This is a genomic window from Streptomyces sp. NPDC093252 (assembly GCF_040683675.1).
Lineage (GTDB): Bacteria > Actinomycetota > Actinomycetes > Streptomycetales > Streptomycetaceae > Streptomyces.
In genome coordinates this window covers 1-19,069 of record NZ_JBFBEM010000026.1, presented here as the reverse complement: position 1 = coordinate 19,069, position 19,069 = coordinate 1, and the positions used below count along the sequence as shown (strand labels likewise).

Sequence of the window (19,069 nt, the reverse complement as noted above, 5' to 3'; positions counted from 1 at the left end):
GTCCTTGGGTGGACGCGGGCCCTTCGGCGTGTCGTGGGGTGCGGATCCGCCGTTACCGGGGGTCCGGGCCCACCGCCACCGGGCGGTCCGGGTCCGAGGACCACTCCGACCAGGAACCGACGTACAGCGCGGCCGGGATACCGGCGACCGCGAGCGCGAGGACCTCATGGGCGCCGGAGACGCCCGAACCGCAGTACACGCCGACCTCGGCGCCGCCGTCCGCGCCCAGGGCGCGGAAGCGCTCCGCCAGCTTGCCGGCGGGCAGGAAGCGGCCGTCCTCGGCGACGTTCTCGGACGTCGGTGCGGACACCGCGCCCGGGATGTGGCCGCCGACCCGGTCGATCGGCTCGACGTCGCCCCGGTACCGCTCCCCCGCGCGCGCGTCGAACAACACACCGGACTTGGCCAGGGCCGCCGCCGCGTCGGCGTCGAGCAGACCGGAAGCGCCCGGCACCGGCTGGAAATCGCCCTCGGCGGGCGCGGGGACGTCGGTCGACAAGGGGCCCTCCCACGCCGGCAGCCCACCGTCGAGAACCCGCACCCGCGGGTGCCCGGTCCAGCCGAGCAGCCACCACGCGCGGGCCGCCGCCCAGCCCTGGCCGCCGTCGTAGACGACCACCGGGGTGCCGGTCGAGACACCGGCGCGGCGCATGGCGGCGCCGAAGGCCGCCAGGTCCGGCAGCGGATGCCGGCCCCGCCCGCCGGGCGCCGAGGCCAGTTCCTCGTCCAGGTCGATGTAGACGGCGCCCGGGACATGGCCCGCGGCGTACTCGGCGCGGCCGTCGAAGGGCGGTTCACCGGCCGCCTTGGCCACGCTGAGCTGCCAGCGGACATCGAGGACGACCGGCGGCTCGGCGCCCGCCAGGTCGCTCGCGAGTTCGGATGCGGAGATGATGGCGTTCATGGCCACCATCCTTGCGCACGGGGGTGGCCGGAGCGTGCCTGTCCGACTACTCTCCACCGCCGGGCGAGGCCGGTCACCGGATGTGGTGAATCGGGCACCCATGGTGCGGGACGCCGGTGTCTGAGGCTTGACCGTGTGCATGGTCGTGCCATGGGCGGGGCACGGGGTCGTGGATCTGCGCCGGGCCGGTTCCGGGCCTGCTCGGAGTCTGCTCCCACACCGGCTCGGGGTCTGCTCCCGGGCCTGCTCCGGGCCTGCTCCGAGGTCGAGTCCGCGCCTGCTCCGGGTCCGGTGACACGCCCGGGAAGCGGGCTCCCGCGCGCGGGTGGGCGCACTTCACGGGCTCCGGCGCGGATGTCCCCGTACGTGCCGGGCTCCTGGGTGGGGACATGGGGGTTCCGTCGGCGGACTTGGGGTACGGAGATGGGCACGGGGTGCCGTGAAATGATCTCGGTGGCCCGGATGATGGGCACGGGGTGCCGCGCGGGTGGACGGGAGCCCCGGGCGCGGGCACGGACACGGGGGGGCTCCCTGCGGATTCGAGGCGGCCCCAGGTGAGGGCCAGGAGAGAGTGACGATGACCGAGGCACAGGGCTCGGCTGGCGCGGAACACGCGCGGTACGCGCCCGGCACGCCCTGCTGGGTGAGTCTGATGGTGCACGGGCTGGAGGCGACCCAGGACTTCTACCGGGGGCTGTTCGGCTGGGAGTTCCGTCCGGGCCCGCAGCAACTCGGCCCCTATGTGCGGGCGCTGCTCGACGGACGCGAGGTGGCGGGCATCGGCACGCTGCCCCGGGGCCGCCAGTTGCCGGTCGCCTGGACGCCGTATCTGGCCTCGGACGACGCGGACACCACGGCCGAGACGGTACGGCTGTGCGGGGGCACGATCGGGGTGGGTCCCCTGGACGCGGCCGAGGCGGGCCGGATGGCGATCGGGTCGGACCCCGCGGGAGCGGTGTTCGGGATCTGGCAGGGGGCGGCGCATGTGGGCGCGGCGGTCTCCGGGGTACCCGGCACGCCCGCGTGGAACGAACTGCGGACCTTCGACACGGTGGGCGTGACCAAGTTCTACGAGACGGTGTTCGGTTTCGAGGCGGAGGGAGCGGGCTCGACGGACACCGACTATGTGACGCTGCGGGTCGGCGGGCGGCCGGTCGCCGGGGTCCTCGGCATGGGGGACGCGCTGCCCCGGGACCGGGGGCCGCACTGGACGACGTACTTCGAGGTCGACGACCCGGACACAGCGCTCGAACGGGTGACCGAGCTGGGCGGGCAGGTGCTGAGCCCCGCGCGGGACGCCGAGCACGGGCGGGTGGCGCTGGTGACGGATCCGGAGGGGGCGCGGTTCGCGCTGGTGCGGTCCGTCCGGTGAGGCGGGGACGGGCGGCGGGCGTGCCGGGTCAGTTCGGCGGGACCGGGAGGACATCCGGGGACAGGGCCGCCGCGTGGGCGGACGCGGCCGTCATGCGGCGGCGGTGGTGCCTGCGGCACAGCACCTCGTAGCCGGTCTCGGCCGCCGGATTGACGTCGCCGACGACGACCTGGGCGCCCTCCACCACCATCGCGCCGCCGATCGTGCGGGCGTTGTGGGTGGCACGGGCGCCGCACCAGCACAGGGCCTCGACCTGGAGCACCTCGATCCGGTCGGCCAGCTCCACCAGCCGCTGGGAGCCGGGGAAGAGCTTGCTGCGGAAGTCGGTGGTGATACCGAAGGCGTAGACGTCCAGCCCGAGGTCGTCCACCACGCGCGCGAGCTGGTCGATCTGCTCCGGCGCCAGGAACTGGGCCTCGTCCGCGATGACGTAGTCGGCGCGCCGCCCGTGCGAGAGATGGTCGACCAGATGCGCGTACAGGTCCATGCCGTCGGGTGCCTCCACCGCGTCGGTCACGAGGCCGAGGCGGGAGGAGAGCTTTCCTTCGCCCGCGCGGTCGTCACGGGTGAAGATCATGCCCTCCAGGCCCCGCGCGGAGCGGTTGTGCTCTATCTGGAGGGCGAGGGTCGACTTCCCGCAGTCCATCGTTCCGGAGAAGAAGACCAGCTCGGGCATGGGGTGGGTGCGCACCTTTCGGGGTGTTGCGGCGCGGGTCGGGTCAGCGACAGGGGGGAGGGGCGGGGGCGATGGGCCTCAGGAGCCTACTTCGAGCAGCGGGACGAACTGCTCGGCGGGGGTCAGGGAGCCATGGTTGCCGACCATGGCGGACTCCTTGGGCTCCCGCTCGGAGGCGATGATCAGGACGTCGTCCCGCGCGGCGGCGAGAACGTCGCCCACGCGCGCGTAGACCCGCTCGTCGATCTGCGGGCCGAACCAGCCCGCGTCGATGGCCTCGTCGCGGGAGGCCACCCAGAAGCGGTCCCCGAGCACCTCGCGCCAGCAGGTCAGGACATCGGTCTCGGCACCCGGGAGGGCGTACACGTGCCGGGCGCGGCCCTCGCCGCCCAGGAGGGCGACCCCGGCGCGCAGCTCCCAGTCGAGGTCGAAGTCGATGCGATGGTCCTCGTCGAAGGGAACGTCGACCATGCCGTGGTCCGCCGTGACGTACAGGGCGGCGCGCGGGGGCAGTTGTTCGGCGAGTCGCTGGACCAGCCGGTCGACGTACATGAGCTGGCCGCGCCAGGGGTCGGAGTCGACTCCGTGGCGGTGGCCCGCGCCGTCGAGTTCGGCGTAGTAGGTGTAGACCAGCGCGCGGTCGCCCGCGGCGAGCTGCTCGGCGGCGAGGTCCATGCGCTCCTCGCCGGTGAGACGTCCGTGGAAGGTGCCGCCGCTGAGCGCGACCTTGGTCAGCGGGGTGTTCTGGAAGAGCGGGGAGGACACCTGGGCGGTGTGCACACCGGCGGCGTCGGCGCGTTCGAACACCGTGGGGTACGGCTGCCAGACGGCCGGCTCGGTCCACGGCTGCCAGCGGAGCTGGTTCATCAGCTCGCCGGTGGCCGGATTGCGCACCGTGTAGCCCGGCAGACCGTGGGCGCCCGGGGGCAGACCGGTGCCCACGGAGGCCAGGGAGGTCGCCGTGGTGGCCGGGTAGGCGGTGGTGAGGGGGGTGCCCGTGCCGCCGCGCGAGGAGGCGAGCAGCGAGGTCAGGTACGGGGCCTCGTCGGGGTGCGCCTTGAGCTGCTCCCAGCCGAGGCCGTCGATCAGGAAAACGCAGGCCCGGTCGACGGGGGTCAGCTCGCTGATCGCGGCGGTCGTCCCGGGTACGCCCAGACCCGCCGCCAGGGTCGGCAGCAGATCGGCGAGGGAGCCGGTGCCGTAGGCGGGGCGGGGCGCCGAGCCGACGGCGAGGGGCTCGGGGTGGTCGTCCCAGTCGGCGGCGCCGGTGGTCACGGGCGCGGCCATCAGCGGGTGATGCCCGCGGTCGCCTCGGAGATGGCCTGGGCGAAGGTGAGGGCCTCGCGGACGGTCTCCGGGCCGTCCCCGGCCTCGCTGACGCGCAGGCTGAGGTCGTCGGCGGTGGAGCTGCCCGTGTAGCCGTGGTCCGCCTCGCAGTTCGGGTCGCCGCAGGCGGCGGGCTCCAGGTCGAGCCGGGAGACCGCGCCCCAGCCGATGGTCAGCACGACCTCGCGGGGCAGGGTGCCCGGACGGTACTGCTCCGGATTGGCGACCACCCGGCTGACCACGACCGACGAGATCCGGCCGAGCTTGACCGACTCCGTGGAGGTGGTGGCGTAGGGGGTCGGGGAGGTGCTGTCGGCGGTCTGCTCGTCGGTGTGGCTGACGATGAAGCGGTTGTCCGTGAGCACCAGCACCGTGACATGCCGGCGGACCTCGTTCTGGTCGAACGTGGTCTCCTGGTGGACCAGGTACGACCGCATGGGCTCGCCGCCCACGGCGGCCTCCACCGCCTCGGCCACGAGGGCCGGGTAGTAGCCGCTGCGCTCGATCGCCGCACGCAGCCCCTGGGTCGTCGTACTGGTCTTGGCCATGCCGTCCATCCTAATCCCCGGGTCGGGCCGGTCCGGCCCAGTCAAGACCACGGCCGGGCAATCGAACAACGGGTGGGGTGGGGTGGGTCTTGTGGGGGTGGGGTCTCTGGGGGGCGCGGGGAGGCTCGGGAGGGGTCTCAGGGGTCTCAGGGGTCCTGGGGGTGGGGTGGGTGTCGGGGGCGGGCGGGGTCTCTGGGGGTGGGGTCTCGGGGTGTGGGTGTTGGGAGCGGGTTTCCCCTGGGGGTGGGTCTCCTGGGGGGGGGTGGTTTCGGTGGGCGCCGGGTCGGTCAGTACGCGGGGAGTGTGCGGGGGCCCAGGTCGTCGCGGGCCGGGGGCGGGGCCAGGCGGACGGAGGCGCCCAGGACGGTGAGGTCGTGCGGGGCGACGACGACGGGTTCCAGGGTGACCGCGACGACCTCGGGGTGGTCGTCCACCAGGCGGGAGACCCGGAGCAGCAGTTCCTCCAGCGCGGGCGTGTCGACGGGCGCCGAGCCGCGCCAGCCGAACAGGAGGGGGGCCGTGCGGATCGAGCGGATCAGGGAGGCCGCCTCGCGGTCGGCGACCGGGATCAGCCGGTGGGCCGTGTCACCGAGGAGCTGGGACGCCGCCCCGGCCAGCCCGAACGACAGCACCGCGCCCGCCGCCGGGTCGATCACCGCGCGCACGACCGTGTCCACCCCGCGCGGGGCCATCCGCTGCACCACCGGCCGCAGTTCCTCCGGCATCCCGAACAGCTCGCTCAGCTCGCTGTAGGCCCGCAGCAACTGCTCCTCGTCCGCGAGGTCGAGGCGTACCCCGCCGAGGTCCGCGCGGTGCCGCAGATGCGGGGCGGTGGCCTTCAGGGCGACGGGGTAACCGAGGTCCCGCGCGGCGGCGACGGCGGCCCCGGGGGTGGGCGCGGGCAGCGCGCGCTGGACGGTGACGCCGTACCGGCCGAGCAGCGCGCAGGTGTCGTCCGCGTCGAGGGTGAGGCCCTGCCCGCGCGCGAGGAGCCCGTCGACCAGGCGGGCGGCGCCCTTCTCGTCGATGTCGTCGTACTCGGGCACTCTGCCGGGGGCCGCGGCCTCGCGCCGCCACTGCCCGTAGCGGACGGCCTCCGCGAGTGCGCGGACGGCGCGTTCGGCGGCGGGGTAGGCGGGGAGGGGGCCGGGGGTGGGAGGGGCTTCGGTGAGGGGCCCTTCGGCGGGCTGGTCGTTGGGCGCTTGGGGGGTGGGGGTTGGGACCGGGGTGGCGGCCTGGGGTGTTGGGGAGACCGGGGTAGTGGTGCCCTGTGCTGCGGGGGACAGGGTGGTGGTTCCCGGTGCTGCGGGGGCCGGGGCGGCCGGGGTGGTGGTCGGGGGTGGCGTCTCGGCGGGGGCGGCGTACGGGGCGGAGGCCGACGGTGTCGTCGGGGCCGGGGTGTTCGGGGTGGCGGTCGGCGGTGTCGTCCCGGTCGGGCCGGCAGCCTGCGGTGCTGTGCTGGTCGCGGCCGAGAGGGCCTCCGCGAGGCCGCCCAGCTCGACGTGGACGACGAGCACCGGCTTGGCGGCGGTACCGGCGGCAGCGGACCTCAGTGCCTCCGCCAGGGCCTCGTCCCCGGCCGGGGTCTCGCCGATGGCAGGTATCGCGGTGACCACGACGGCGTCGCAGCCGTCGTCCGCCAGCGCGCGGGCCAGCGCCCGGCGGAAGTCCTCGGGCGACGCGGCGGTCGTCAGGTCCTGGGGCGGGGCCGGGCGCAGCCCCTCGGACAGGCAGGCGTCATAGGTGAGCAGGCCCAGGGACTCGGAGTTCCCCAGAATCGCCACCCGCGGGCCGGCGGGAAGGGGCTGGCGGGCGAGGAGCAGTCCGGTGTCGACCAGTTCCGTGATGGTGTCGACGCGGATCACACCGGCCTGGCGCAGCAGCGCGGAGACCGTCTCGCTCGGCAGCCGGGTGGCGCGTACGGCGTGCCCCTGGGGGGCGGCTCCGGCGTGTCGCGTGCCCTGGACGACGACCAGCGGCTTGGCGGCGGCGGTGCGGCGCGCGAGGCGGGTGAACTTGCGCGGGTTGCCGATGGACTCCAGGTACATGAGGGCGACGTCGGTGTCGGGGTCGTCGTACCAGTACTGGAGGACGTCGTTGCCGGAGACGTCCGCGCGGTTGCCGGACGCGACGAAGGTCGACACGCCGGTGATGCCGGTGACTCCGCCGCCGCGCCGCTCCAGCCGGGACAGCAGGGCGATGCCGATGGCTCCGGACTGGGCGAACAGCCCGATACGGCCGGGGCGGGGCAGCTCGGGCGCCAGGGAGGCGTTCAGCCGGACCTCGGGCGAGGTGTTGATGATGCCGAAGGCGTTGGGCCCGATCAGCCGCATGCCGTACGCGCGTACCTGGTGGAGGAGTTCACGCTGGCGGTCCTTGCCCTCGGGGCCGCTCTCGGCGTACCCGGCGGAGAGCACGACCAGGCCCTGGACGCCGTGTTCGCCGCACTCCGCGACGACCTCGGGGACCTGCCCCGCGGGGACGGCGAGCACGGCGAGGTCCACGGGCCCGTCGACCTCCCGCACGGAGCGGTGGGCGGGCACCCCGTCGATGTCCGCCGCCCCCTCGGGAAAGGCACGGTTCACGGCGTGCAGCCGGCCGGTGAAGCCCGCCGCGCGGATGTTGTCCAGGACGCTGCGGCCGACGCCCCCGGGCGCGCGTCCGACCCCGATCACGGCGACGGAGCCGGGCGTCAGGAGCCGCCGTACGGAGCGGCCCTCGGCGCGCTGCTCCCGCGCGCGTTGCACCGCGAGCGAGCGGTCGGTGGGTTCGAGATCGAACTCCAGGCGCACGACACCGTCCTCGAAGCTGCGCTTCTGGGTGTATCCGGCGTCCGTGAACACCTTGATCATCTTGGTGTTGGCGGGCAGCACTTCGGCGGCGAAGCGGCGGATGCCGCGCTCGCGGGCGACGGCCGCGATGTGCTCCAGGAGCGCGGAGGCGACCCCGCGGCCCTGGTGGGCGTCCTGCACCAGGAAGGCGACCTCGGCCTCGTCGGCGGGCGCGGAGGCGGGCATGCCGTCGGGGCCGATGCGGTCGTAGCGTACGGTGGCGATGAACTCGCCGCCGATGGTGGCCGCGAGCCCCACCCGGTCCACGAAGTCGTGGTGCGTGAAGCGGTGGACGTCCTTGGCGGAGAGCCTCGGATACGGGGCGAAGAAGCGGTAGTACTTCGACTCGTCGGAGACCTGCTCGTAGAAGCTGACCAGGCGGTCGGCGTCATCGACGACGATGGGCCGGACGCGCGCGGTACCGCCGTCGCGCAGCACCACGTCCGCCTCCCAGTGGGCGGGGTACTCGTGCCGGTCCTGCGGGTCCGCCGGGATCTGCATGGGCCCAGCGTACGGCTCGGCTGTGACAACGGCCCGAGGCAGTGCGGGGTGGGCGGAGCGGGCCCGGAGGGGGCTGTCCGGGAAGGGCCCAGAAGAGCCGGAAAGGGTCTGCCATGGCGGGGACACTCGGACACGCAGGGGGGTGCGCCGGATCGGTGCAGCGGTCCGGCGACACTCCGGAGAGGCACGGGGCGGGCCACAGAGCACCCGGGTCATGGGGCATCCGTGGTCCCGGGACATCTGTGGGCCTCGTCCGGGCCTCATCGGGGCACGCTCCACCGTATGGGACACTGGTCTAGACAACCCTGAGACACTGAAGGGCAGCATCACATGGCTGAGCGCCGCGTCAACGTCGGCTGGGCCGAGGGCCTCCATGCCCGCCCCGCCTCCATCTTCGTCCGGGCCGCCACGGCCTCCGGGGTTCCCGTGACGATCGCCAAGGCCGACGGCAGTCCCGTCAACGCGGCCTCCATGCTGGCCGTTCTGGGCCTGGGCGCCAAGGGCGGTGAGGAGGTCGTCCTGGCCTCCGAGGCCGACGGCGCCGACGCGGCCCTGGACCGCCTGGCCAAGCTGGTCGCGGAGGGGCTGGAGGAGCTTCCCGGGACCGTCTGAGCCGCCGGGGCGGGCCACGCCTGCTGTTCGGCATCGCCGCTTCGGACATGGAGCCGCGTCACCCCGCACCGGGGGGCGCGGCTTCTGCGTTGGGGGGCGCGAGAGGGGGTGGAGTCGCCCGAGAGTCTTCCCGGGGGCCGGGCCGCCCGGTCGTCGCCGGAAAGCCTCGCCGGAGGGGCGCCCTTGCGCCCCGGAGGCGGCCTTGCCTGGCCCGCCCTGCGCGCGGGGGGTGCCTCGCGTCTCGCCGAGGCCGTCCCCCGCACCTCGGGGGTCTCGGTGGGCCCGCATCGCTCGCCCTGGACGCCCTGCCCGAGCCGGCCCGGAAGCGTTGGCGTTCAGTGGCGGCGGCCGGGGAGGGGCATGCCGCGTGCCCCGGCGGGGGTTTGCTGCTTCCGTCCTCCGCACGACCCGCTGGAGTTGGCCCCATCGATGCCCCAAGGGACCCGCGTACGCACCCGACACCCCGACGCAGACCCCCGCAACACCCCAGCAACGCCCCCGACGCCCCGACGCCCCGACGCCCCGACGCCCCGACAGACGAATTCCCCGCCCCTGGTTTCCCCTCCATCGCACGCCGAATTGAACGCCCGGCGCGCGCCGAAGCGTTTGTTGGGTGGCCGGATGCGCAAGCGCACCGAAATACACCGGAGCCGGACGAGTAGAATCCCTCCGCACACCGGAAAAGGACAGCCGAAATTCCCGGCCGCCGAATATTCTCTTCTTTGTATACGGCGCTTTTGTTAAAGCCGCTGGCCCGACATGTTTACGGCATGTTGCGAAGTCCTCACACGCTCCGCGCCGCCGGCGGTGAACCGCAGCCGGAACGCGGACGTGGCGCGCTCGGCGTGCAGCGCGGTGAGCGCCCGCGCGCGTTCCGCGTCGCCGCGTACCACCGCGTCCACGATGGCGCCGTGCTCGGACCAGGACTCGGCGGGCGCGGACGGCGCCTCCACCGCGTACATCCAGGCGATCTTGTGGCGGAGCTGGGTGAGCATGGAGACCAGGGAAGGGCTGCCGGACGCCTGCGCCAGCGTCTCGTGGAACCAGCTCCCCAGGGAGCGCAGATCGTCGCTGCTGCCCCGGCGGGCCCGCTCCTGGCCGAGGCGGACGAGGCCGCGCAGCACCTTCAGATGGGCCTCCGTGCGCCGCTGGGCGGCCCGGGAGGCGGCGAGGGGCTCCAGGAGCACGCGCATCTCCAGCAGGTCGGCAGCCTCCTGCTCGCTGGGTTCGGCGACGCACGCGCCCGCGTGCCGCCGGGTCACCACGAAGCCCTCGGCCTCCAGGGTGCGCAGTGCCTCGCGGACGGGGACGCGTGAGACGCCGTACCGGCGGGCGAGGACTTCCTCGGTGAGCCGGCCGCCGCGTTCGTAGACACCGGCGATGATGTCGTCCCGGATCGCCGTGCACACCGAGTGCGCCGGAATACGCATGACCGACCTCCGCCTTAATCCCCGTGAAACGTCTCCGATTGACGTCGGAACAGTGACTCTATTGCAATCGGACGGAATTTCCGACGGGGCCCCTGATTCCATGGATATTTTTTGGACAGGGAGTGCCTGAAAGGGCGAAAGCCCCGGCCTGGGGGCCGGGGCTTGTCGGTGGGGGGAACTCGACGGGGGCGCGGTGGGTCAGATGCCGACGCCGTGGGCGCGGAGGTAGGCGACCGGGTCCAGGTCGGAGCCGTACTCGGGGCTGGTGCGGGCCTCGAAGTGGAGGTGTGCGCCGGTGACATTGCCGGTGGCACCGGAGAGCCCGATCTGCTGCCCCGGCGCGACCGTCTCGCCGGCCGACACGCCGATGGACGACAGATGCCCGTACTGGGTGTATGTACCGTCGTTCATCTTGATCACGACTTGATTGCCGTACGCCCCGCCCCAGCCTGCCTCCACGACCGTGCCGAAGCCGACCGCGTGGACGGGGGTGCCGGTGCCGGCGTGGAAGTCGATGCCGGTGTGGCTGCCGGAGGACCAGGTGGCGCCGCCGGCCTGATAGCTGGTGGAGACATAGGAGCCGGGTATCGGCGACACGAAGGTGTTGAGGCGCTTGCGCTCGGCCTCGCGGGCGGCGCGCTCCTCGGCCTCCCGCTGCCTCTCGGCCTCCTCGGCGGCGCGCTTGCGGGCCTCCTCGGCGGCCTTCTTGCGGGCGTCGTCCCGGGCCTTCTGCCGCGCGGCCTCCATCTGGGCGGCGGCCTGGGCGTCGATCTGGTCGGCGACGTCCTCGCCGATGCTGACGACGGGGGTGAGGCCGGTCTGCTCGGGGGCCGCGGCGAACGCCGGGGCGGCCAGAGTGCCGGCGACTCCGGTGGTGGTGAGCGCCGCGACACCCGCCGCGCGGGCGGTGGTGCGGTGCGTGGGGGTGGGACGCCGGTGCTTCCCGGTGGCGCGCGTGAACGCCATGGAGTGGCTGGTCCTTTCCTTCCCTCTCGCCTACCGGGTTAGCTGACGGGTTCGGAGCAGGAAGGTCTCCTACGGCTTCCCGGCACGCACGCGCGCGGGAGGCCGATTCACCCCAGGGACCTGGGTCCCCGGCTCCCCTGGCTCGCGCCGTACGGGGACTCGGCGATGACTGTCCGGTGCCGCGGACGCGGCGCACTGCCTGACGGACAGCCTGGGTGACGCTAAGCGGGAGATCTTTCAATCCCCAAACGGATCGGGGTTTTTGTTGCACATGCCACAGGGCAGACAGGCAGCCTCTCCCGCAATCCGGACATAGCGCTGCGGGCACGGCACATCCGGCACGGCACATCCGGCTCGGCACTTCGGACACGACCCGTACGGACACGACCCGTACAGAAATGGCCCGTACGGGTACCGCCCTTCAGGCGGCACGGCACCTCGGGCACGGTGTTCCGGACGCCGCGTTCCGAACAGGATGTTCCGGACCAGATGTTCCGGACCAGATGTTCCGGACAAGGTGTTCGGGACACGGCGTTCCGGACAAGGAAGGGCCCCGGCGACGCGATCCGTCCGTCGCCGGGGCCCCGCGCGGGTGCGCCTGCCCGCCGTGCGCTACTCGGCGGCCACCACCGTGACCGGCCCGATGCCCAGGGCCTCCACGGGCTCCTTGATCTGCGCGGCGTCGCCGACGAGGATCGTCACCAGGCGGTCCACCGGGAAGGCGTTGACGACGGCCGCGGTGGCCTCGACCGTGCCCGTGGCGGCGAGCTGCTGATACAGCGTCGCCTGGAAGTCGTCGGGCAGATACTGCTCGACCTGGTCGGCGAGGGTGCTCGCGACAGCCGCGGCGGTCTCGTACTTGAGCGGCGCCACGCCGACGAGGTTCTGCACGGCGGTGTCCCGCTCGGCGTCGGTGAGCCCCTCCGCGGCCAGGGTGCGCAGCACGGTCCACAGGTCGTCCAGCGCCGGGCCGGTGTTCGGCGTGTCGATCGAGCCGCTGATGGCCAGCATGGACGCCCCGGCGCCGTCCGGCGCGGACCTGAGGACCTGCCCGAAGGCGCGGACGCCGTAGGTGTAGCCCTTCTCCTCGCGCAGGACGCGGTCCAGCCGGGAGGTGAGGGTGCCGCCCAGGCAGTACGTGCCGAGCACCTGGGCGGGCCATACGCGGTCGTGCCGGTCGGCGCCGACGCGGCCGATCAGCAACTGCGTCTGGACGGCTCCGGGGCGGTCCACGATGACGACCCGCCCGGTGTCGTCGGCGCTGATCGGCGGCACGGGCCGGGGCGCGGCCGAGGAGCCGGTCCAGGCGCCCAGTGTGTCGCCGAGCAGCGTGTCGAGGTCGACGCCGGTCAGGTCACCGACGACCACGACGGTGCCGGTCGCCGGGCGGACGTGCTTCTCGTAGAAGGCGCGTACGGCCGCGGAGTCGATGCCGGCCACGGACTCCTCGGTGCCCTGGCGCGGGCGCGACATGCGCGAGGTCGCCGGGAACAGCTCCTTGGACAGCTCCTTGGCGGCGCGCCGCGAGGGGTTGGCCAGCTCGTGCGGGATCTCGTCGAGCCGGTTGCGCACCAGGCGCTCGACCTCGCTGTCGGCGAACGCGGGCGCGCGCAGGGCGTCGGCGAGCAGTCCGAGGGCCTTGGACAGCCGGGAGACCGGCACTTCGAGGCTGATCCGCACGCCCGCGTGGTCCGCGTGGGCGTCCAGGGTGGCGCCGCAGCGCTCCAGCTCGGCGGCGAACTCCTCGGCGGAGTGCTTGTCGGTGCCCTCCGAGAAGGCGCGCGCCATGATCGTGGCCACGCCCTCCAGGCCGGCCGGTTCGGCGTCCAGGGGGGCGGCCAGCAGCACCTCCACGGCCACGACCTGCTGGCCGGGGCGGTGGCAGCGCAGGACCGTGAGCCCGTTGTCGAGCGCACCGCGCGTGGGCGCCGGGAAGGCCCAGGGGCGGGCCTCGCCGGGCTGCGGCTGGGGGTGGAAGTCCATCGGGGCCAGCTCGCTCACTTGGCCGCCTCCTCGTTCTCGTCGGTGGCCGCGGCCCCGGTGCCGTCCGTGTCCGCCGGATCGTCCGTCTCGGGGGCCGTCGGCTCGTAGACCAGCACCGCGCGGTTGTCGGGCCGCAGACGCGCCTGGGCGACCTCCTGGACCTCCTCGGCCGTCACCTCCAGGACGCGCTGTACGGCGGTCAGGGCGAGCTGCGGGTCACCGAACAGCACCGCGTACCGGCACAGTTCGTCGGCGCGCCCGGCGACCGTACCGAGCCGGTCCAGCCACTCGCGCTCGAGCTGGGCCTGGGCGCGCTCCATCTCCTCCGCCGTCGGGCCCTCGGCGGCGAAGCGGGCCAGTTCCTCGTCGATGGCGGTCTCGATGACCGGCACCTCGACGTCCCCGGAGGTCTTCACGTCCAGCCAGCCCAGGGAGGGTGCCCCTGCCAGCCGCAGCAGGCCGAAGCCCGCCGCCACGGCCGTACGGTCGCGGCGTACGAGGCGGTTGTAGAGCCGGGAGGACTCGCCGCCGCCGAGGACGGTGAGGGCGAGGTCGGCGGCGTCGCACGCGCGCGTGCCGTCCTCCGGGAGGCGGTAGGCGGCCATCAGGGCGCGGGCCGGGACCTCCTCCTCGACGACCTCGCGCAGTTGCCCGCCCATGGTCACCGGGAGCGTGCCGTCGCGCGGGGCGGGCTTGCCGTCATGGGTGGGGATGGAGCCGAAGTACTTCTCGATCCAGGCGAGCGTCCGCTCCGGGTCGATGTCGCCGACCACGGACAGCACGGCGTTGTTGGGCGCGTAGTAGGTGCGGAAGAACGCGCGGGCGTCCTCCAGGGTGGCCGCGTCCAGGTCGGCCATGGAGCCGATCGGTGTGTGGTGGTAGGGGTGGCCCTCCGGGTAGGCGAGGGCGGTGAGCTTCTCGAAGGCGGTGCCGTAGGGAACGTTGTCGTAGCGCTGGCGGCGCTCGTTCTTGACCACGTCCCGCTGGTTCTCCATGGACTCCTCGTCCAGGGCGGCCAGCAGCGAGCCCATGCGGTCCGCCTCCAGCCACAGCGCCAGTTCGAGCTGGTGGGCGGGCATGGTCTCGAAGTAGTTGGTGCGCTCGAAGCTGGTCGTGCCGTTCAGCGAGCCGCCGGCGCCCTGCACCAGCTCGAAGTGCCCGTTGCCCTTGACCTGCCCGGAGCCCTGGAACATCAGGTGCTCGAAGAGGTGAGCCAGGCCCGTGCGCCCCTTGACCTCGTGGCGCGAGCCGACGTCGTACCAGAGGCACACCGCCGCGACCGGGGTCAGGTGGTCCTCGGAGAGCACCACGCGCAGACCGTTGGCCAGGCGGTGCTCGGTCGCTGTCAGGCCGCCGGAGCCTGCCTCGGCTGTGGTCGTGTGACCCATGGGCATGTACGTCCCTTCGATCGCGGAAGCGGTCGTTCCGACCGCGGTTGTTCTGCCGGTCCTGTCACTGTATGCAAGTGTGCGCGGCACCGGCGAAGTTCCCGGAGCGCGTACGCCGACAGCGGATCGCGTAGCCTGCGGGCAGCCGTGCCTCCCCCGGAGGGGGCCCGGGGCGGCGCGTAGAGGCCCCGGCGGTGCCCTCCGGCCCCGGGCCGGCCTCCGTTTCCGGGGGCGCGTTCCGGGTGTGCGGTCCGGGTTGTCAGTGCCGCGGTCCACAATGGTCCGCGTCAGATCCCGTTCCACGCTTCAGCAAGCAAGAGCGAGCCGCGGGGCGGGTCGGTGTCGGCAGGACGAGCGGGCGGATCCCGCCCGGCGTCCTGGCGGCACCGGCTTCGGCGCCCCCCAGGCGAGCGACCAGAAAAGAGGAGCCAGGCAGCGATGGCCCGCCGCAGTACGAAGACCCCGCCGCCGGACGACTCGTACGAGGAGCGCATCCTCGACATCGACGTCGTCGAAGAGATGCAGGGCTCCTTCCTGGAGTACGCCTACTCGGTCATCTACTCCCGTGCCCTGCCCGACGCGCGCGACGGCCTGAAGCCCGTCCACCGCCGCATCGTCTACCAGATGAACGAGATGGGCCTGCGCCCCGAGCGCGGGTACGTCAAGTGCGCGCGGGTCGTCGGCGAGGTCATGGGCAAGCTCCACCCGCACGGGGACTCGTCGATCTACGACGCCCTGGTGCGCATGGCCCAGCCGTTCTCCATGCGCCTGCCGCTGGTCGACGGCCACGGCAACTTCGGCTCGCTGGGCAACGACGACCCGCCGGCCGCCATGCGGTACACCGAGTGCCGGATGGCCGCCGCGACCGGCCTGATGACCGAGTCCATCGACGAGGACACGGTCGACTTCGCGCCCAACTACGACGGCCAGGAGCAGGAGCCCGTCGCCCTCCCGGCGGCCTTCCCGAACCTCCTGGTCAACGGCGCCTCCGGGATCGCCGTCGGCATGGCCACCAACATGCCGCCGCACAATCTGTCCGAGGTCATCGCCGCCGCCCGTCATCTGATCCGGTATCCGAACGCGGATCTGGACACGCTGATGCGGCACATCCCGGGCCCCGATCTGCCGACCGGCGGCCGGATCGTCGGCCTGTCGGGCATCCGGGACGCCTATGAGACCGGCCGGGGCACGTTCAAGATCCGTGCCACGGTGGCGGTGGAGTCCGTCACGGCCCGCCGCAAGGGCCTGATCGTCACGGAGCTGCCCTTCACGGTCGGCCCCGAGAAGGTGATCGCGAAGATCAAGGACCTGGTGGGCTCCAAGAAGCTCCAGGGCATCGCCGACGTCAAGGACCTCACCGACCGTGCGCACGGGCTGCGGCTGGTCATCGAGATCAAGAACGGCTTCGTGCCGGAGGCCGTCCTGGAGCAGCTCTACAAGCTGACCCCCATGGAGGAGTCCTTCGGCATCAACAACGTGGCCCTGGTCGACGGCCAGCCCCTCACCCTGGGCCTCAAGGAGCTGCTGGAGGTCTATCTCGACCACCGCTTCGAGGTGGTCCGGCGGCGCTCCGAGTTCCGCCGCACCAAGCGCCGCGACCGGCTGCACCTGGTCGAGGGCCTGCTCACCGCGCTGGTGGACATCGACGAGGTGATCCGTCTGATCCGCTCCAGCGAGAACTCGGCGCAGGCCAAGGAGCGCCTGATCGAGCGCTTCTCCCTGAGCGAGGTACAGACCCAGTACATCCTCGACACGCCGCTGCGCCGACTCACCAGGTTCGACCGGATCGAGCTGGAGTCGGAGAAGGAGCGGCTCAACGCGGAGATCGCCGAGCTGACCCGGATCCTGGAGTCCGACGCCGAGCTGCGCAAGCTGGTCTCCGGGGAACTCGCCGCGGTCGCCAAGAAGTTCGGCACCGAGCGCCGTACGGTCCTCCTGGAGGCGTCCGGCACCCCGGCCTCCACCGTGCCGCTCCAGGTCGCCGACGACCCGTGCCGGGTGCTGCTGTCCTCCACGGGGCTGCTGGCCCGTACGGCGGACGGCGCGCCGCTGGAGACGGACGAGGACGCCAGACGGGCCAAGCACGATGTGATCGTGTCGGCGGTACCGGCCACCGCGCGGGGCGAGATCGGCGCGGTCACCTCCGCCGGGCGGCTGCTGCGGATCAATGTCATCGACCTGCCCCAGCTCCCCGAGACGGCGTCCGCGCCGAATCTGGCGGGCGGGGCCCCGCTGGCGGAGTTCGTGTCCCTGGAGGGCGACGAGACACTGGTCTGCCTGACCACGCTCGACGAGTCCTCGCCGGGCCTGGCCCTCGGCACGGAGCAGGGCGTCGTCAAGCGCGTGGTCCCCGACTATCCGACCAACAAGGAGGAGCTGGAGGTCATCACGCTCAAGGACGGCGACCGCATCGTCGGCGCGGTCGAGCTGCGCACCGGCGAGGAGGACCTGGTCTTCATCACCGACGACGCCCAGTTGCTGCGCTACCAGGCCAACCAGGTCCGTCCCCAGGGGCGGCCCGCGGGCGGCATGGCGGGGATCAAACTCACGGACGGCGCGAAGGTGATCTCCTTCACGGCGGTCGACCCGGCGGTCGACGCGGTGGTCTTCACCGTCGCCGGTTCCCGTGGCACCCTCGACGACTCGGTCCAGACGACGGCCAAGCTGACGCCGTTCGACCAGTACCCGCGCAAGGGCCGCGCCACGGGCGGCGTCCGCTGCCAGCGGTTCCTGAAGGGCGAGGACTGCCTCGCCCTGGCCTGGGCGGGCCCCACGCCCGCGCGGGCGGCCCAGAAGAACGGCACCCCGGCCCAGCTCCCGGAGATCGACCCGCGCCGCGACGGCTCGGGGGTGTCGCTGGCGAAGACGGTGGCGGTGGTGGCGGGGCCGGTGTAGGCAGGTCCTTCGGGGACGACCGCCATCCATGAGCCATAGGGGGACGGGCTCCAGGGGCCGTGCCCCCTAGGGACGGGGTTCGCCGCGTCGCGCATGACGGCCGACACGGCGAGGCCCGGCGGGTCCCCTATGAGCGGGGTTCGCCGCCGTCGCCGTCCACCGGGGCCGACGCGTCGGCCCCGTCCCCCTCGCCGTCACCCGCGGGGTCGCGGACGTAGCGCAGGACGCCCCACATGCCGTACTCGTCGGCGTGTGGGGCGTCGCTGGTGGATGCCTCCAGTTCCTTGCCGAGGGCGTCGGCGTCGATGCCTGAGCCGATGAGGACGAGCTGGGTGCGGCGGGGCTCCCGGGCGGGCCAAGGCTCCGGGTGGAACCGCAGGAAGCGCCCGACGGCGTGCACGGAGTAGCGGTTGCGGGTGTCGTACGGGCCGAAGTCGATGTACCCCTTGATGCGGTAGAGGCCCTCCGGGCGGCTGTCCAGGAACGTCATCAGGCGGCGGGGGTCCATGGGCGTGCCGGAGACGAAGGAGAGGGTGTCGTAGGCGGCGTGGAGGTGGGGGGTGGTGCCATTCTCGCCGTGGTTGTGGCCGTGGCCGTCGTCGTGGTCGTGGTCGTGCTCCCGGCCGTGGCGGCCGTGGTCGTGCAGGTCGTCGAAGGACAGTTGCCCGATCCGTTCCTCGCTGGGTCGGCAGTCGAAGAGGAGTTCGGGGTCGATGCGGCCGTAGCGCGCGGGGACGACGGCGGCGCGGTCGGAGAGGGTGCGGATGAGGGCGAGCAGCCGGTCGGCGGGGTCGAGGGGGACGGCGCTCGGGGGCCCGGTGGCGGCACGGTCGAGTTTGTTGACGACGACCAGGTCGGCGAGCGCGAGATGCCGGTCGATCTCGGGGTGCCTGGCACGGGTGGCGTCGAACTCGGCGGCGTCGACGACCTCGACCAGGCCGCCGTAGACGACACCGGGGTGCTCGCTGGCCAGCACCATGCGCACGAGTTCCTGCGGTTCGGCCAGCCCGCTGGCCTCGATGACGATGACGTCGATCCCGGCGGCGGGGGCGGCGAGCCGCTCGAGGTAGAGATCCAGCTCACTGGCGTCGACGGCACAGCACAGGCAGCCGTTGCCGAGGGAGACGGTGGAGTCGCCGAGCGCGCCGGCCACGGCCATCGCGTCGATCTCGATCGCGCCGAAGTCATTGACGATCGCACCGATGCGGCTGCCGCCGCTGTGGTGAAGCAGATGATTGAGCAGGGTCGTCTTTCCGGAGCCCAGGAATCCGGCGAGGATGACGACCGGGATCTGCCGCTGACCCGGACTGTGGCGCACCGTGCGACCTCTCTCACGCCTGTGGCACACCGGCTCACGGCCGCGCGCACCACGCTCGATGGAATGCCGCCCCAGGATACGAGGCGCCGTGTGCGCGCCGAGGTGAACCATTGACTGCGGGCGCTCAAGAAGCACTGGTGAGAGGTGTGGGGGGCGATACCGCAGCACATCACACGATGATCGTCTCCGGCACCCGCACCGCACCAGGTTCCGTGGATCGCCCCCTAGGGATTGTCCGGCCGATCATGTTCGGAGCCAGATGGTGAGGGCTGCGGCGGTTACGGTACCGAGGTAGATGTAGCCGCGCTTGTCGTAGCGG

General features: G+C 72.9%; 13 protein-coding genes and 1 riboswitch. Of the genes, 3 read left to right on the top strand and 10 right to left on the bottom strand.

The genetic code is table 11. From position 1 onward, the window contains the following. Positions 1–52 precede the first annotated feature (52 nt). Positions 53–904: a sulfurtransferase gene (locus tag AB0O01_RS35635; protein ID WP_365320158.1), complete on the bottom strand. Its 852-nt coding sequence runs from the start codon at positions 902–904 to the stop codon at positions 53–55. Positions 905–1,481: 577 nt separating this feature from the next. Between AB0O01_RS35635 and AB0O01_RS35630 the strand changes: the two genes are divergently transcribed. Further along, a complete protein-coding gene (locus tag AB0O01_RS35630; protein ID WP_365320156.1) occupies positions 1,482–2,276 on the top strand; it encodes a VOC family protein in 795 nt (264 codons plus the stop codon). A 28-nt stretch (positions 2,277–2,304) separates the two neighbouring features. Here the strand turns inward: AB0O01_RS35630 and AB0O01_RS35625 are convergent, their stop codons facing one another. From AB0O01_RS35625 to AB0O01_RS35610, 4 genes are all read right to left on the bottom strand, one after another. Further along, the gene (locus AB0O01_RS35625; protein WP_365320154.1) at positions 2,305–2,952 is read right to left on the bottom strand and encodes a thymidine kinase; all 648 of its coding nucleotides are present in this window, start codon (positions 2,950–2,952) and stop codon (positions 2,305–2,307) included. Positions 2,953–3,030: 78 nt separating this feature from the next. After that, complete coding sequence (locus tag AB0O01_RS35620; RefSeq protein ID WP_365320152.1) at positions 3,031–4,239, bottom strand: nucleotide pyrophosphatase/phosphodiesterase family protein; 1,209 nt, start codon at positions 4,237–4,239, stop codon at positions 3,031–3,033. Next, on the bottom strand, positions 4,239–4,835 hold the full coding sequence (locus AB0O01_RS35615) for a DUF5998 family protein (RefSeq protein WP_365320150.1): 597 nt from the start codon (positions 4,833–4,835) through the stop codon (positions 4,239–4,241). The genes AB0O01_RS35620 and AB0O01_RS35615 overlap by 1 nt, the downstream gene beginning before the upstream one ends. 278 nt (positions 4,836–5,113) lie before the next feature. After that, a complete protein-coding gene (locus AB0O01_RS35610; protein WP_365320148.1) occupies positions 5,114–8,158 on the bottom strand; it encodes a GNAT family N-acetyltransferase in 3,045 nt (1,014 codons plus the stop codon). Positions 8,159–8,488: 330 nt separating this feature from the next. Between AB0O01_RS35610 and AB0O01_RS35605 the strand changes: the two genes are divergently transcribed. Next, complete coding sequence (locus AB0O01_RS35605) at positions 8,489–8,770, top strand: HPr family phosphocarrier protein (RefSeq protein ID WP_365320146.1); 282 nt, start codon at positions 8,489–8,491, stop codon at positions 8,768–8,770. 740 nt (positions 8,771–9,510) lie between these two features. On the opposite strand, the gene AB0O01_RS35600 is transcribed toward AB0O01_RS35605, so the two are convergent. The 4 genes from AB0O01_RS35600 to AB0O01_RS35585 all read right to left on the bottom strand — a co-directional run bounded on the left by AB0O01_RS35600 (position 9,511) and on the right by AB0O01_RS35585 (position 14,543). After that, on the bottom strand, positions 9,511–10,200 hold the full coding sequence (locus tag AB0O01_RS35600) for a GntR family transcriptional regulator (RefSeq protein ID WP_365320145.1): 690 nt from the start codon (positions 10,198–10,200) through the stop codon (positions 9,511–9,513). Between the two features lie 198 nt (positions 10,201–10,398). Further along, a complete protein-coding gene (locus AB0O01_RS35595; protein ID WP_365320143.1) occupies positions 10,399–11,166 on the bottom strand; it encodes a M23 family metallopeptidase in 768 nt (255 codons plus the stop codon). A 12-nt stretch (positions 11,167–11,178) separates the two neighbouring features. Beyond that, positions 11,179–11,341, bottom strand: a riboswitch (cyclic di-AMP (ydaO/yuaA leader). A gap of 437 nt (positions 11,342–11,778) precedes the next feature. Then, entirely contained in the window at positions 11,779–13,167 is a 1,389-nt protein-coding gene (locus AB0O01_RS35590) for a pitrilysin family protein (RefSeq protein WP_365320141.1), read from the bottom strand. Continuing rightward, positions 13,164–14,543: a pitrilysin family protein gene (locus AB0O01_RS35585; protein WP_365320139.1), complete on the bottom strand. Its 1,380-nt coding sequence runs from the start codon at positions 14,541–14,543 to the stop codon at positions 13,164–13,166. Before AB0O01_RS35585 ends, AB0O01_RS35590 begins: the two co-directional genes overlap by 4 nt. A gap of 432 nt (positions 14,544–14,975) precedes the next feature. Between AB0O01_RS35585 and AB0O01_RS35580 the strand changes: the two genes are divergently transcribed. Continuing rightward, on the top strand, positions 14,976–17,432 hold the full coding sequence (locus AB0O01_RS35580) for a DNA topoisomerase IV subunit A (protein ID WP_365320137.1): 2,457 nt from the start codon (positions 14,976–14,978) through the stop codon (positions 17,430–17,432). Between the two features lie 127 nt (positions 17,433–17,559). On the opposite strand, the gene AB0O01_RS35575 is transcribed toward AB0O01_RS35580, so the two are convergent. Continuing rightward, a complete protein-coding gene (locus AB0O01_RS35575; protein WP_365320135.1) occupies positions 17,560–18,750 on the bottom strand; it encodes a CobW family GTP-binding protein in 1,191 nt (396 codons plus the stop codon). Between the last annotated feature and the right edge of the window lie 319 nt (positions 18,751–19,069).